Genomic DNA, 15,166 nt, shown 5'->3' on the forward strand with positions numbered 1-15,166 from the left:
TTTCGCGGGACCGTGATCCCGCGAACACACTCACTCACCCGCCAACGCGAACTCGCTGAAGTACTGAGCCTTCTTGTGCAGAATCATTTGCGCGAGAAAGTCGGCGTCGTATGCGCTATGCAGATGGGCGTGAAAGCGCTCGATGTAGGCAGTAATTCGAGCCGCCTCGCTGTTGAATTCCTTGAGCACGTCGAGCGTGGCGCGATCCCAGCGGAAGCGCAGGCCGAGGTCGCTGAAGGCAGCGTTGTACGCGCTCAGGTGGGCGTCGTCGGGATGGATTGCGGCAACGCGAGCAGTGTGCGCGCCGGGTTGAAACTCAACCGAAGCGTGATTCATGACCGGCCTCCTGGGCAAACGAGTGATGGAACTCGCTTGCAGCATAGAAGTCCTGACGAATCCGCAATAGTTAAAGTTTCATTGGATCTCCATAGCCTACTGCTTATACACGCTCAATTCCTTGACGCGCGTGATCTTCTCGATCAGATTCGCGCCTTCCTCCATCAGGAAGCGTTTGAACGCGACAGCCACGGGCGGCAGGCGCTTGTTCTTTCGATGCACCACGTACCAGTTGAGCATGACCGGAAAGCTCTCGACATCGAGCACGACCAGGTGGCCGAGTTGCAATTCGAGGCTGATGGTGTGCGCGGACAGAAAGGCGATACCCATGCCCGCGATCACGGCCTGCTTGATCGTCTCGGTGCTCTTGATCTCCATGGCGATCTTGAGGTTGGCAAGCCGCCCGGCGAAGCCTTCTTCCATCGAATTCCACGTGTCCGAGCCGCGTTCCCGCACGATAAACGCTTCGTTCGCCAATTGGCTGAACTTGATGTTGCGCTTGTTGGCGAGCGGATGCGTTGGCGCCGCCACGATTACATACGGGTGCGGTGCAAACGGCTCGTTGGTCGCGTCGGTCTCGTGCGGCGGACGCACCATCACCGCGAGATCGGTCTGGTTGGTAGCGAGTTGATGCAGCAGTTCCTCGCGATTGTGCACGGCGAGATTCAGCACGACACCCGAATAGCGGCGCGTGAATTCGGCCAGCAGCCGCGGAAAGAAGTAGTCGCCGGCGCTGATCACCGCGACATTCAGCTTGCCGCCGGAGACGCCTTTGAGTTGACTCATTGCTTCGTCGACTTCGTGGAACTGCTGAATGATCGCGCGGCTGTAGTGAAGCATTTCGGTGCCGGCCGGCGTCAGATAGATTTTTTTGCCGAGTTGTTCGAACAGCGGCAGCCCGGCGTGTTCTTCGAGTTGCCGGACCTGAGTGGAAACGGCCGGCTGGGTGAGGTGCAATTCCTCGGCGGCGCGCGAGAAGCTCAGGTGGCGCGCCACCGTTTCGAAAACCTTCAGTTGCCGCAGAGTCGCATTCCGCATCGTCATGGCCGATGTATAAGCAAATGTGAATCAACATAATAACAAACTTTAATTATTAGTAATTCAGCAATGACCCTAGCATGGCTCTGTATAAGAAAGCGGAATTGCCGCCACAGCGCCTGGCGAAAAACTCGGGTTAACGCTTGGATTCGAGGCCTGATGGACGAAGCAGCCGGCCTCGAGGTGTAAAAGGCATTAAATGATCGGAATAAAGCACTTTCCAGAAAGCGATGATTTAAGCCGGTCTATTTTTTAAAGCAGCGAATTAAAGACGCAAATATCAAATATTACCGAAGAGCACGGCTTTTCGGGTCACAACCATAAGGTGAAACGCATACAGCGCGGCGCGTCGCCGAGACGATTTCCTTCGGGACGCTGACCGGCTGCACCAGACAAATAGTGGAGACAAAGCGAATGGACGATATCAGTCAGCAGACTACGAGCCGCGCATTTTGGGGCAACCGTTGGTGGCAACTCGTCATCGGCATGGTGTGCATGGCTCTCGTGGCCAATCTTCAATATGCGTGGACGTTGTTCGTCACGCCGATGAACGCGCGGCATCACTGGGGCGAAGCGTCCATTCAACTTGCGTTTGCAATTTTCATTCTCACGGAAACGTGGCTCGTGCCGCTCGAAGGCTGGCTCGTCGACAGGTTCGGACCCCGGCCCGTGGTGGCGGGCGGAGCGATTTGCGCGGGCATCGCGTGGGTGATGAATTCGTACATCACGACGCTGCCGATGCTGTACGTTTCCGCGGTCATCGCCGGCATCGGTGCGGGCGGTGTGTACGGCACCTGCGTGGGCAATGCGTTGAAATGGTTTCCCGACAAGCGCGGACTCGCCGCGGGTCTCACCGCCGCGGGCTTCGGCGCGGGCGCCGCGGTGACGGTGATTCCGATCGCCAACATGATCACGCGTTCGGGTTATGAGCACACGTTCTTCTTCTTCGGCATTCTGCAGGGAGGATGCATTCTCGCGCTCGCGCTGCTGTTGAAGAAGCCGAACCTGCGCTCGCAAGCGGCGCCAAAGAAGAAATTCGCCGTGTCGAAGGTCGACTTCACGCCGGGTCAGATGATCAAGACGCCGGTGTTCTGGGTGATCTACGTATCGTTCGTCGCCGTGGCCGCGGGTGGTTTGATGGCGACCGCGCAGATTGGTCCGATCGCGAAAGACTGGGGCCTCGCACGCATCCCGATGACGATCTTCGGCATGACCTTGCCGCTGCTGACAGCCACGCTTTCCATCGACAACGTCTGCAACGGTTTTACGCGTCCGCTGTGCGGCTTCATCTCCGACAAGCTCGGCCGTGAAAACACGATGTTCGTGATCTTTATCGGCGAGGGCCTGGCGTTGCTCGGCCTGATGCAATACGGCACCAACCCGTATGCTTTCATGACGTTCGCCGCATTGATCTTTTTGTTCTGGGGCGAAATCTTTTCGATCTTCCCGGCGATCTGTGCCGATACCTTTGGCAGCAAATATGCCGCGGCCAACGCGGGCACCTTGTACACCGCCAAGGGCACGGCCTCGCTACTGGTGCCGATTGCGTCGGTACTGTCGGCGACGGGCGGATGGAATCTCGTGTTCATCGTCTCAGCGGTCGTGACGATCGCCGCGGGCGTCGCCGCGAAGTTCGTACTCGCGCCGATGCGCTCGCGCTGGATCGAAACGCACAACGAGCCGCAAGGTGCGCTGGCCGTTGCCGGCAACGGTAACGGCAACGCATCCCGCTTGAGCCATTGGCCTGAGCAGACAGGAGAATAGGCGAATGGCCTACACCCGGCAGTGACGTCATGAATGTTTCGTTGCAGCAACTCAAGGTGTTTGTCGCCGTCGCGCGTGAGCGGAGTTTTACGCGCGCGGCGCGTGAGTTCGACTTGACGCAGTCGGCGGTGAGTCGTTGCGTGCGCGAACTCGAAGAAGCCGTGGAATTGAAGCTGTTCGACCGTACCACGCGCCAGGTCGAACTGACGCATGCGGGCGCGAGCCTCGAACGAAGAATCGGCCGGCTGCTCGATGAAATCGAACTCACGCTGCGTGAAGAGCGGGCCGCATACGACGGCCACACCGGCGTGGTGGTGCTCGCCAGCAATCCGGTGTTGTCGTCGAGTTGGGTGGCGCAGGGACTCGCGCGCTGCGCGGCGGCTTTTCCTGAGCTAGCCGTCTGCATCAGGGATCAGCCGCAAAGCGGCGTGCTCGCGAGCGTCGAACAAGGCGAGGTGGACTTCGGCGTGGTCTCGATGGCCGAGCCGCTAGCGGACGACCTGTTGCACGCGCAACTGGTTTTCACGACGCCACTCTATGCGGTGATGCCGCCTTCTCATCCGCTTGCCCGCCACGCGAGTGTTGCATGGAGCGAGTTGCATGAATGGGCGCTCATCACGCTGAACGCCGACACGGGTGTGCGCGCGGCGCTCGAACTTGCCTTCAACGCGAACGGCGTGAAACGACGGCCAGTGCAGGAACTCGGACATGTCGCGGCGGTGCTGCGCATGGTCGAACTCGGGCTCGGCGTCGGCATATTGCCCATCGACACGCATTGGCCGGCAGTAGGCGCATCATTGGTCAGCCGGCCGCTCGCGCCCGCGATGAATCTGGCGACACTGCTCGTGCATCGCCGCAACCGTTCCCTCCGGCCCAACGCCGCAGCAGCCTGGGCACAGTTCTCCGCCACTTCGCAGACCGCCGGCGTGTCGCCGTCCGCTTCGCAGATTCAGACGAAGCCGACCGTTGCGCGCGACGGCGCCGTTCTCCACGAGCCCTAGCGTCCTTTACCCCAAAACGGCACGCACGCACTCAGCCCACGCAACATCCAAGCAAGGAGCTTCATGATGGAAACTGAAACCGACCTCAGGCGCCATGATCTGCTGATCGACGGCAAACGCCTGCCGCCCGGCACCGGCGAATATTCCGTCGATATCAACCCCGCCACCGAAGAGCCGATCGCGCTGGTTGCGCAAGGCAGCGCCGCCGACGTGGATACCGCCGTGCGCGCCGCGCGCGCTGCGTTGAAAGTATGGAACGGCATTCGGACCGCTGAGCGAGCGCGCATTCTGATGCGCCTCGCCGGCCTGATGCGCGCGAATCTCGACGAACTCGCCGCGCTCGAAAGTCTCGACGCCGGCAAGCCGATCGCGGCCGTGATGCGCCAGGATATTCCCGCCGCGATCGATACGCTCGAATACTACGCAGGCTGGTGCGACAAGATCAACGGTCAGGTCGTGCCGGTGCGACCCGATGCATTGACTTACACATTGCGTGAACCGGTCGGCGTGGTCGCCGCGATCGTGCCGTGGAATTTCCCGCTGATGATCGGCATGTGGAAGATCGCGCCGGCGCTCGCGTGCGGTTGTACGCTGATCGTCAAGCCTGCGGAGATTACGCCGCTGACCGCGTTGCGCATCGGCGAACTCGCACTCGAAGCGGGTGTGCCGCCGGGCGTGCTGAATATCGTCACCGGCAAGGGACGGGTGGTCGGCGATGCACTGGTCGCGCATCCCGGCGTCGACAAGGTGACGTTCACGGGCTCGCCCTCCGTGGGACGCGGCATTCTGCAAGGCGCCGCCGGCAATTTCAAGCGCGTCACGCTGGAGCTCGGCGGCAAATCGGCCAACCTGATTTTCCCGGACGCCAATCTCGACAACGCGGTGCGCGCCGCGGCGTCGGGCATCTTCTTCAATACGGGGCAGGTGTGTTCGGCGGGTTCGCGGATTCTCGCTCATCGCGATGTGTACGACGAAGTGGTCGAGAGGCTGGCCGCGCGCGCGAAGTCGATCAAGGTCGGCGACCCGTCGTCGCGCGAAACGTCGATGGGGCCGCTCATCTCCGCGGCGCAGATGAAGACGGTGCTGGGCTATGTCGAGACAGGTCGCGCCGAAGGGGCGTCGCTCGTCACAGGCGGCGCGCGGGTGGGCGAGCGCGGCTTCTTTGTCGAGCCGACCGTGTTTGCCAACGTCGAGCATGAAATGCGCATTTCACAGGAGGAGATTTTCGGGCCGGTGGCAAGCGTGATTCGTTTCGACGACGAAGCCGACGCGCTACGGATCGCCAACGGCACGCTGTATAGCCTCGCGGCGGGCGTGTGGAGCGCGGACATCGGCCGGGTGCATCGGGTTGCGCGGGATCTGAAGGCGGGGACCGTGTGGATCAACACCTACGGCTACACCGATGTGCGCCTGCCTTGGGGAGGATCCGGCGACTCTGGGTTCGGCCGCGAACACGGTGACGTCGCGATCGAGAACTTCACCGAGCCTAAGGCCGTGTGGCTTGCCATTGATCAATAGCCGTAAAAAAGGATCGAACGCCTTATGGCGTTCGATCCTTTGATGTTTGCGTTTGCCGATATGCGGGAGAGCGAACGAGTTTATGATCGTTCGCTTTCCTGAGTTTCAATCTCCCTGCAATGCAATCCTTTCACGCAGTTTGATGAGCGCCAGCACGACGTCGATAGTCGGCGTCGGCTCGGCGACGAGATGACCCATTTCCTGCACGACCGTCAGCAGCGGATCGATTTCCATCGGTCGACGATTCTCGAGATCGACCAGCGTCGAGGTCTTGTGCGCGCCGACCGCGCCCGCGCCATCGATGCGCTTTTCCACGTCGACGCGAAAGTGCACGCCGAATTGCTCCGCGATGCGCTTGGCCTCGAGCATCATCGTGCGCGATACCGCGCGCGTGCCGGGGTCGCTGGTGAGCACGTCGAGCGTGGCGTGAGTCAATGCGCTGATCGGGTTAAAGCACAGGTTGCCCCATAGTTTCAGCCAGATTTCGTCGCGGATATTGTCACGGATCGGCGCCTCGAAACCTGCCGCCTGCATGATTTCGTGAAACTGTTGAATACGCGGCGTGCGTTCTCCGCTCGGCTCTCCGATAGGGAATTTCTTGCCGTACACGTGCTTGATCACGCCGGGCTCGACGATTTCGGCAGCCGGGTAGAGCACGCAGCCGATCGCCCGTTCGGGGCCGAGCTTGGTCCACTGACTGCCGTCCGGGTCGACGCTCGCGAGACGCGTGCCGGCGAAGCGGCCGCCATGCTGATAGAAGTACCAATACGGAATGCCGTTGACGCCCGTGACGACGGCCGTGTGCTTGCCGAGCAGCGGCTGCATTGCATCCACTACGCCGGGCAGCGAATGTGCCTTGAGCGTAATGATCACGAAGTCCTGCACGCCGAGCTCGCGCGGGTCCGACGTGCAGCGCACAGGCGCGCTGAACGTCTCGCCGTCCATGATCAGACGCGCGCCATGCTCGCGCATGGCCGCGAGATGCGGACCGCGCGCGACGAAACTCACATCCGCACCGGCGCGTGCGAGTTGCACACCCATTAAGCCGCCGATCGCTCCCGCTCCGAAGACACAGATCTTCATGATGCCGCTCCTCTGACGATGAATAGTCGCTTGCCCGATGCCGTGTCTTGCGGTGCACGGTTTGCGGGTCATTGTTCGAGCATACGGGGGTGCGACGATTGCAGATAGTTAAAGTTTGTGGAGAGGTGCATTAGGGATTGGTTATGGATGACACGGCGTCCGAGAAACATGGGAATAGGACTGGACTGAATTGGAGGCCAAAGTGGAAAGAGGGACGAATGCGGCGATCGATTGGGAAATGTCTCAGGCCTGCCTGATCGTCCTAGGCGCAGAATGCGGCCTCTTTAAGAAGTTACGCATACAGGCGGCATCGCAACAAGGATATTGAGAGTGGTGCCATGAAATCAAAGGTTGATGTGAGCTATCCCGTCGTGTTCTTGCGTGTGGCATCTATATGTGAGTGGCGCGGCGTCGGATCGACGGTTCCGCGCTAGGCCACACCTCATGCACACGGTGATTCGTAAAACCGCTGGCCGAGATTTGGCGGAGATGGAGAGCGTCCTGGCACGCCTGCTCGACCCGATGTTGATCGCGTTGTCGGCGGCGCTGGCCGAGCTGCTGTTCGTGCCCGGCTCAGGGCATTCGATTCTCGAAGGCGCTTTCGTCGCGCTCGATATGGCGTTCGCGGTTTTGCTGCTGCCGTGGTTCGGCGTGTATGACTCGTGGCGTGGCCGCTCGAAATGGCGTCTGAGCGTCAATCTGGTGTTCGGCTGGATCGCGGTGCAGGTCTGTGGGCTTGCCATATTGTTTTTGCTTCATCGCGCTGCGTCGGTGTCCCGCCTTTGGTGCGTAAGTTGGACCTTGATCGCGGCAGCGGCGCTCGTTTCGTCACGGTGGGCGGTGCATGCGGTACTCAGCCGGATGAGGCGCGGCGGCCGGAACTTGCGAATGGTTGCCGTGGTGGGCGCCGGCGCGCATCGCGACGCGGTGGTGGCCAACATCATGAGTTCACCGGATGCAGGCTTCCGGGCGGTCGCCACTTTTAACACGCGCCAGGATGGCGAGTCTGAGTTGCACGGCTTGCCGTCGTTCGAGAGGTTTGGCGAATTCGCGGACTGGGTGCGCCGCGAACGGATTGAGGAGGTATGGCTCGCACTGCCGATGTCCGAAGAAGACACCGTGCTGAGGGTCCTCGACGAATTTAGTCACGATCTTGTTAATTTGCGCTTCATTCCTGATGTGCGCAGTCTCGCGATGTTCGATCGCAACGTGATCGATCTGATCGGCGCGCCGGCCATCAATCTGATGGCCTCGCCGATGACGCCGTACGCGCTGGTTCAGAAAGCGGTCTTCGACCGGCTATTCGCGAGTGTGGCGCTGTTGGCTTTGTTGCCGGTGATGGTGTCGATTGCGGTTGCCGTCAAGGTGACTTCGAAGGGACCGGTGTTGTTTACCCAGCGGCGCAAGGGTGCGGATGGGCGCGTCTTTCGCATTTACAAGTTTCGTTCGATGCGTGAGCACGTGGCGCGGCCAGGTGTGGTTCTGCAGGCGAGGCGTGGAGACCCGCGTGTGACTCGTGTCGGTGCGTTTTTACGTCGCACGAGTCTCGATGAGTTGCCGCAGTTTCTGAATGTGTTGCGTGGAGAAATGTCGGTGGTTGGGCCGCGGCCGCATGCGATCGAACATGATGATCAGTATCGGGGCGTTGTAGATGGGTATATCCATCGATACCGGATCAAGCCGGGTATTACCGGGTGGGCTCAGGTGAATGGTTTTCGCGGTGAGACGGATCGGGTTGAGAAGATGCAAGCGCGGGTTGAGCACGATTTGTACTACTTGCGAAACTGGTCGTTTGGGTTGGATATGCGGATTGTGCTGGCAACGGTGGTGAAGGGGTTGCTGCATCGGAATGCGTATTGAAATGCGGTTCTATAACTGACTTCAAGCAAATCGTTTGTAAAGCAGTATTCCGCTTGAACAGGCGCATGTCCGAATGGAACACGAATCAATTTGCCCAATGTCGGGCAGCGAGAGCGTCGCTTCGGCACGTTTGCTTGAATAGGTTGAACACGATGTTAGCGGTATTTTTAACCAGGCCGACTTTCAGGCTTGGAGTGTTGATGACGGCGGTGAGTTTGTTGGCGAGTGCGTGTGCTGTGGCGCCGGGGATGAGAATGGAGACGTCTCAGGCGCAGGGCCACTCGGGTACGTATGCCACTTTGCGCACTGCTGGGGGATCCGGCGATGACGCGTCGGGCGAAAAGGGAAGTGCAACGACTGCTGCGCCAGACATCGCGATAACGGAACTCGACGCTGCGCTGCTTTCGCAGCTTGCAAAAAGCCGCAAACAGCAGCAGCTCGAGGTTTCGCAATTGCTCTCTGGCGCACCCCGGGCCTACACCGTCGGTCCCGGTGACGTGCTGCAGATCGTCGTTTGGGATCATCCGGAATTCGCTGCCGCACTCGGCTCTTCGCAAATCCAATCGTCGGCAAGGCCGGGAGATCCGCTTGCGGGATTCGTGGTCGACCAGAACGGTGGGCTGACATTTCCCTATGCGGGTACGCTGCATGTGGCGGGTCTGCGCGTCGAAGAGATTCAGCAGCGGCTAAGCAGCGCGCTCGCGACATATTTCGTCAAGCCGCAAGTCACCGTGCGAATGGCGTCTTATCGCGCGCACCAGGTCTACGTCGACGGCGAAGTGCGTAGCCCTGGTGCATTGGCCGTCAACGACGTGCCCATGACCCTTTACGAAGCAGTCAGCCGCGCGGGTGGTTTCAGTGAAACGGCCGACCAGAGTGATCTTGTTCTGGTGCGTGGCGATCACTCTTATCGCGTGAATCTGACGCAAATGCTCGCTCAGGGATTAACCCCGTCGCGTCTCTATCTGAATCCCGGCGATCTGCTGCGTGTCGTCTCGCGTGATGAAAACGACGCGTACGTGATGGGCGAAGTGAACAAACCGGTTTCGGCGATTCCGCGCCGAACGGGCCGCATGACGCTGGCTGATGCACTTTCGCAGGCGGGCAGTGTGAATGCCTCGACTGCCGATGCCGCTCAGATGTTCGTGATCCGCAGCTCACTGACCGGGACGCCGCAGGTGTTTCACCTCGATGGTCATTCACCTGTCGCGATGCTGCTCGCCAAGGATTTCGAATTGCAGCCGAAGGACGTGGTGTACGTCGACGGTAGCGGCCTGGTTCGCTTCAATCGCGTGCTGAGTTTGTTGATGCCGTTGATCAGCACGGGGCTGACTGCAGGGGTGATTGCGAAATGATCACCCGTGTGCTGGTTGTCTGCGCCGGTAACGTTTGCAGAAGCCCGATGGCGGCGGCTCTCCTGGCACGGCGTCTCCGGTCCGTGGCCATCGAGTCTGCCGGTATCACGGCGCTTGTCGGTCATGAAGCCGATCCCATCGCTGTCGATTTAATGCACGAGAGTGGCCTGGACATACGAACCCACCGTGCTAAACAACTTGTTTCATGGATGCCCGCAACTTCTGATCTCGTGCTTGTCATGGACAGTTTCCAGCGGCGGCACCTTGAACAGCGCTTTGCATCGTTGCGCGGTCGTATCTATCGACTCGGCGATTTGTCCACTACACCACATTCATGTACGGGATTCGACATACCCGACCCATACCTGAAAGGTCGTGAGTCATTCAAAGAGAGCCTGAGGCTCATTGAAGCGAGTGTCGAAGGATGGTCTGCACGCATCGCTCACATATGCGAAACGACCACAGTTCCCAGCTTGTCTGTTGGCATTTCGCCTTCCTGACAGCTTCAATAAAATCTGATCTGCCGCACAATGAAACCGTTGCAATCGCCTGAGAACGAGGCGTCAAAATATATTGATGAAATCGACCTGATCGGGTTGCTGGACGTAGTCGTCGAGTACCGATGGGCCATCCTCAAGAGTTGTCTTGCCTGCCTTCTACTGGCGGCGGCATTCGCTTTTCTGTTGCCGCCGCGCTATCAGGCGGACATTTCAGTTCAGGTGGAGGATGGCGGCGGCGCGGCGGCAGGGCAAGGTCTGTTGGGCGATGTGTCGTCGCTCTTCGACTTCAACTCTCCGACCTCCGCCGAACAACAGATCATGGCCTCGCGGCTCGTTGTGACCAGCGTAGTCGACGAGCTACATAGTTATATCGTCGTGCATCCATGCCGTTTCCCGCTTATCGGAGATTTCGTATCCCGGTTCAACGATTCGACGGTGCGCCCGGGGATTTACGGTATCGGCGGTTGGGCATGGGGTAAAGAAAGTGCCGAAATTGTCAGGTTCGACGTGCCAAAGCGCGTGGAAGGAGATCAATTCACGCTCACGGTGTTTCCGGGCGGCCGTTATCGATTTTCCGGTTGGGACCTTGATGAGCCCGGTTTCGGTCGGGTCGGCGAGACCGAGCAGTTTCGGACGAGTCATGGGGTGATAACGCTGCTCGTGAAATCGCTCAATGCAGAACCCGGAACGAAATTCAAGCTTAGCCGGAAGTCCCGCATCGACGCGATTACCGATATGCAGAGCGGTCTGGACATCCAGGAAAAAATCAAGTCGTCGGGCGTTCTCATCGCAAGCCTCAAAGGAACAGAGCCGGCGATGCTGCGAGATCAGATGCAGGCCGTCGGCCGCTATTACGTGAAACAGAATGTCGAGCGTAAAGCCGCTGAGGCCGCCCAATCTCTGGCCTTTCTGAATACTCAGGTGCCGGTTTTGAAGAAGCAACTCGAGGATGCTGAAGCGCGTTACACCGAGTTCCGTAATAAACAGCATTCTGTCGATTTGTCGGAAGAAGCCAAGATCGCTCTTCAGCAGACGGCGGATGGCAAAACACGGATGCTCGAACTGCAGCAGAAGCGTGATGAACTTGTATCTCGCTTTACCGGTTCACATCCTGATGTGATTGCGCTAAACGCGCAAATTACTACGCTTCGAGCTCAACAAAGCGTTTTCGACTTGCAGTTTAAGCGCTTGCCAGATGTCCAGCAGGAAGCGGTACGCTTGATGCTCGAGGTCAAGATCGATACCGATCTGTACACGGCGCTGTTGAACAATGTCCAACAGCTGAAACTGATCAAGGCAGGCAAGACCGGCAGTGTGCGCATTGTCGATACGCCTGTCCTGCCTGAGAGCGTCTTCTTTCCGAACCGGCCCGTGACGATCGCAGTGGGTGCATTCGTCGGATTGCTGTTGGGCTTGATCTTCGCGTTTATCCACAACTTCCTGTTCGCAGGAGTTGCGGAGGCGGCAGAGATTGAACGCCATGTCGGTTTGCACGTCTTTGCAACGATTCCAGAGACGTGCGTCCAACAACGATTTGATAGGGAGACCACTGGCGATGTAGCGCGTGTTCGTCTGCTCGTGAAAGACGCGCCTCGCGAACCGGCCGTGGAAAGCCTGCGGAGTTTGCGTACGGCTCTCCAGTTTGCGATGTTGAATGCCACAAATAACGTAATCCTGATCTCGGGTCCCACCCCCGGCGTCGGAAAATCTTTCGTGTCGGCGAATTTCGCGGCGCTCCTCGCGACGAGCGGAAAGCGGGTATTAGTTATCGACGGAGATCTTCGTAGAGGTTGTCTCCACCAGTACTTTGGCCGGCAACGCGAACAAGGCCTGACGGACGTCATAACAGGAAAGGCATCGTTCGATCGGGTTGTGCATCGGAACGTGATTCCCAATCTGGACTTTATCGCCACGGGTCCGCTGCCGACCGATGCTGCGGAAGTGCTCACGCATGAGTGTGTCGGGCGGCTTCTTGCGGACAGCGCGCATAAGTACGACGTAGTGCTTGTCGACTCGCCGCCGGTTCTTGTTGTGACCGACGCGGTCGTGTTGGCGGACCATTGCGCGACAGTGTTGATCGTTGCGCGGGCGGGTCGTACACGCGTCGCCGAACTGGCGGAATCCGTGAAACTGTTTGCGCGCGCCGGGATTGCTGTCACGGGTGTGCTTCTGAATGGCCTCGATCCAAAGTCCGGACGGCGTGCGTATGGGCGAAAAAACGGTGACTATCGGTACGTTCAGTACAGCTACGAAGAGCCGCGTCCTGCTCGCGCGTCCCGCTGGCGTCGACTGATTACCCGCCTCGGACGGGGGCGGTAATGCAGACCGAGACGTTAGATATCACCGAACGAGGTTTCGTCGGTGTCCAGGACTCGCCGCTCGTCGTACGGGCATGTCGAAACTCGCAGTCACCGGCGTTGCGAGTGGCACTGGTTGTCGAAGCTGCGGGTGGCGGCGTGGCAGTTCATATTGCGGATATGGTAAGGGGTTGCCGCGCTCACGGTGATGTCGCCATCCACCTTATCGTCCCGACTGGAGCTCGTTTCGATGGAACTGTTATCGATAAGGACGTGCTCGCGCAATGCGACACGATTCATCGCTTGCCGATGCGTCGCAGCGTCGGCAGTGCGGATACAGTCGCTTTCGCGCGACTGTTCAAATGCTTGAATCGGATCAAGCCAAACATCGTTCACAGCCATAGTTCGAAGGCGGGGGCACTCGCACGACTGTGCATCGGGCCATGGAAGCATGTTTACACGCCGCACGCCGTCTACACGCTCAATCCATATCTGCCGAGTGCGCAGCGGCGTTTTTATGGATTGATCGAAAGTTTTCTCGGGCGCTTCCGGACTGACCGCGTCATTGCGGTGTCGGTCGACGAAGCGCACCATCTGCGGCAAGTGCTGCGCATTCCGGCGGATCGCGTCGAGACGATTTTTAACGGCGTGCCAGCGACAGCGCTCCTCCCTCCCGTTATGACACGAGCTACTCTGGGGTTGCCGCTCGAGTCGGTCATCGTCGGCTTCGTGGGTCGCCTGGACTACCAGAAGGGCGTCGACCGTATCGTTCGAGTCGCACAGGAGCTGCTGGAACGCGGCGTAGATAACGTCGTTTTTGCGATCATAGGTCCTGGTGATTTTGCCGCGTGCTCTGGGCTTGGTGAAGGAAGCATTCCTGCGAATGTGCGCGTGCTCGGGCCGATTGCGGAGGCACGCCGTTATTTCTCCGCCTTCGATATTTTCGCGCTTCCCAGCCGCTACGAAGGCTTTCCCTACGTCGTCCTTGAAACCATGGCCGCTGGCGTCCCGATCGTGTCAACGCGAGTTTCCGGCGCCGCCGAATTGATCGGCGCGGAACTGATAGGCTCCGTGGTGCAAAACGACGACGACACAACTCTTTTCTCTGACGCGATTGTTGCGCTCGCACAAGACCCGATGATGCGGGAACGCATGAGCCTCAATTGCAGGCGCGCTGCCGAGCGCTTCTCTACTGCCGCTATGGTCGAGCGGACCGTAGATCTTTACAAGCGTCTGATTATGGAAACTCACTGATGCAGCACCGGACGCATGTTGTTCTTCTCCACGCGTACAGCGCCAATAACTCCGGCGACGGGTTACTTGTCGACCTCTCGGTCGAACTCCTTAAGCAGGCCTTTGGAGATACGACCCGCGTGTCGATCATCGCAGCGGATCCAGCTTCATTTCCACAATATTCTGACGTTTATCCTGCACCGGTTCTTGCTGAACATGGCATGGCGCGAATCGGCGGAGTGGCCAGCGTCGTGCTTCCTATCGGCAATAACGGACGAACACGCGAGTTGCTAAGACTTCTGAAGACGGCTGACGTTGTCGTCGGCGTAGGCGGAGGCTACCTGCGTGCTCGCAACTGCATGGAGATACTGAAGCTTGAAGCTGGTCACCTGCTGCAGATGCGGGCAGCGTGTCTGTCGGGCAGGCCTGTTGTTTATCTGCCGCAGAGCATTGGACCGTCGATGCCGGCTGAACCGTTGCGCTTGCATCTCTCCGGGATGCTCGGAAAGTTTGCCGCTGTGTTCGTTCGTGATGACCGCTCGGCGGCTTTCCTTGCACACAACGCTAACACTCATCGCGCCCCGGACATGGCGGTGCTGGACTTCGAACGGCGTGCCGCGCAGATTATGACGCGGGCGGCAAAGGCGCGTCCGGGTGTGAGACATGTCGCCTTCGTGCTGCGCCGGGCGCCTAGTTGGACAAGACGACAGCGAGAGCGTTATGAGACCGCAACACGGCGGCTGATTCAGTTGTTGCGTGAGACATGCCGGATCAGCTTTGTCGTCCAGAGTACAGGCCGCGGTAATGACGACGTTGCTTACTACCGAAGTATCGGCATCAAAGGCGATCTGATGCCGCTGAAGGAGTTGCTGGTCGCGGATACGCCCGACGTTGTGGTGTCGGTTCGCTTGCACGGCGCACTCGAGTCAGTGCTGAATGGAGTCCCTTCTTACCATCTTAGCTATGAACGCAAGGGATTTGGTGCATATGCCGATCTCGGGGTGGAAGAGTGGGTGGCGAATGCAGCTGATTTCGACCCCGACAAAGTTGTTGCAACGATCCTCGCCTCCGGTGCGATTCGTGAATTCTGGACGAAGGCGTCGTCTGGCTTTGAGCGTATCCGCGCGGGACGTCAGCGGGTAATCGCCGCTCTCCAAGCGGCGCTAAGCACATAGCGGGGG

The 15,166-nt window shown here is 59.2% G+C and carries 12 protein-coding genes; 9 read left to right on the forward strand and 3 right to left on the reverse strand.

Annotated elements, in window-relative coordinates; translation table 11 throughout:
- Positions 1–30: 30 nt before the first annotated feature.
- Together ACFSNN_RS35525 and ACFSNN_RS35530 are read right to left on the reverse strand one after the other, a co-directional pair.
- Positions 31–336 carry a hypothetical protein gene (locus ACFSNN_RS35525; RefSeq protein WP_134463443.1) on the reverse strand — a complete coding sequence of 102 codons (306 nt, stop codon included), beginning with the start codon at positions 334–336 and terminating at the stop codon, positions 31–33.
- A 96-nt stretch (positions 337–432) separates the two neighbouring features.
- The gene (locus ACFSNN_RS35530; protein ID WP_012427868.1) at positions 433–1,380 is read right to left on the reverse strand and encodes a LysR family transcriptional regulator; all 948 of its coding nucleotides are present in this window, start codon (positions 1,378–1,380) and stop codon (positions 433–435) included.
- 408 nt (positions 1,381–1,788) lie between these two features.
- On the opposite strand from ACFSNN_RS35530, the gene oxlT reads away from it, so the two are divergent.
- From oxlT to ACFSNN_RS35545, 3 genes are all read left to right on the forward strand, one after another.
- On the forward strand, positions 1,789–3,138 hold the full coding sequence (gene oxlT, locus ACFSNN_RS35535; RefSeq protein ID WP_134463445.1) for an oxalate/formate MFS antiporter: 1,350 nt from the start codon (positions 1,789–1,791) through the stop codon (positions 3,136–3,138).
- Positions 3,139–3,167: 29 nt separating this feature from the next.
- Entirely contained in the window at positions 3,168–4,139 is a 972-nt protein-coding gene (locus tag ACFSNN_RS35540; RefSeq protein WP_134463447.1) for a LysR family transcriptional regulator, read from the forward strand.
- A 66-nt stretch (positions 4,140–4,205) separates the two neighbouring features.
- Positions 4,206–5,657 (forward strand): aldehyde dehydrogenase family protein, encoded by a 1,452-nt coding sequence (locus tag ACFSNN_RS35545; RefSeq protein ID WP_134465584.1) that lies wholly within the window; start codon positions 4,206–4,208, stop codon positions 5,655–5,657.
- Between the two features lie 105 nt (positions 5,658–5,762).
- On the opposite strand, the gene ACFSNN_RS35550 is transcribed toward ACFSNN_RS35545, so the two are convergent.
- The gene (locus tag ACFSNN_RS35550) at positions 5,763–6,740 is read right to left on the reverse strand and encodes a 2-dehydropantoate 2-reductase (RefSeq protein WP_134463449.1); all 978 of its coding nucleotides are present in this window, start codon (positions 6,738–6,740) and stop codon (positions 5,763–5,765) included.
- Positions 6,741–7,184: 444 nt separating this feature from the next.
- On the opposite strand from ACFSNN_RS35550, the gene ACFSNN_RS35555 reads away from it, so the two are divergent.
- The 6 genes from ACFSNN_RS35555 to ACFSNN_RS35580 all read left to right on the forward strand — a co-directional run bounded on the left by ACFSNN_RS35555 (position 7,185) and on the right by ACFSNN_RS35580 (position 15,160).
- Entirely contained in the window at positions 7,185–8,600 is a 1,416-nt protein-coding gene (locus ACFSNN_RS35555) for an undecaprenyl-phosphate glucose phosphotransferase (protein WP_134463451.1), read from the forward strand.
- A gap of 152 nt (positions 8,601–8,752) precedes the next feature.
- Positions 8,753–9,955, forward strand: a complete 1,203-nt coding sequence (locus tag ACFSNN_RS35560) for a polysaccharide biosynthesis/export family protein (protein ID WP_455430558.1) — start codon at positions 8,753–8,755, stop codon at positions 9,953–9,955.
- Positions 9,952–10,455, forward strand: a complete 504-nt coding sequence (locus tag ACFSNN_RS35565) for a low molecular weight protein-tyrosine-phosphatase (RefSeq protein ID WP_134463455.1) — start codon at positions 9,952–9,954, stop codon at positions 10,453–10,455. Before ACFSNN_RS35560 ends, ACFSNN_RS35565 begins: the two co-directional genes overlap by 4 nt.
- A 30-nt stretch (positions 10,456–10,485) precedes the next feature.
- Positions 10,486–12,774: a polysaccharide biosynthesis tyrosine autokinase gene (locus ACFSNN_RS35570; RefSeq protein ID WP_134463457.1), complete on the forward strand. Its 2,289-nt coding sequence runs from the start codon at positions 10,486–10,488 to the stop codon at positions 12,772–12,774.
- On the forward strand, positions 12,774–14,006 hold the full coding sequence (locus tag ACFSNN_RS35575) for a glycosyltransferase (RefSeq protein ID WP_134463459.1): 1,233 nt from the start codon (positions 12,774–12,776) through the stop codon (positions 14,004–14,006). The genes ACFSNN_RS35570 and ACFSNN_RS35575 overlap by 1 nt, the downstream gene beginning before the upstream one ends.
- Positions 14,006–15,160, forward strand: coding sequence for a polysaccharide pyruvyl transferase family protein (locus tag ACFSNN_RS35580; RefSeq protein ID WP_134463461.1), 1,155 nt, complete (start codon positions 14,006–14,008; stop codon positions 15,158–15,160). Before ACFSNN_RS35575 ends, ACFSNN_RS35580 begins: the two co-directional genes overlap by 1 nt.
- Positions 15,161–15,166 lie beyond the last annotated feature (6 nt).

The organism is Paraburkholderia dipogonis, from assembly GCF_042680985.1.
GTDB lineage: Bacteria > Pseudomonadota > Gammaproteobacteria > Burkholderiales > Burkholderiaceae > Paraburkholderia > Paraburkholderia phytofirmans.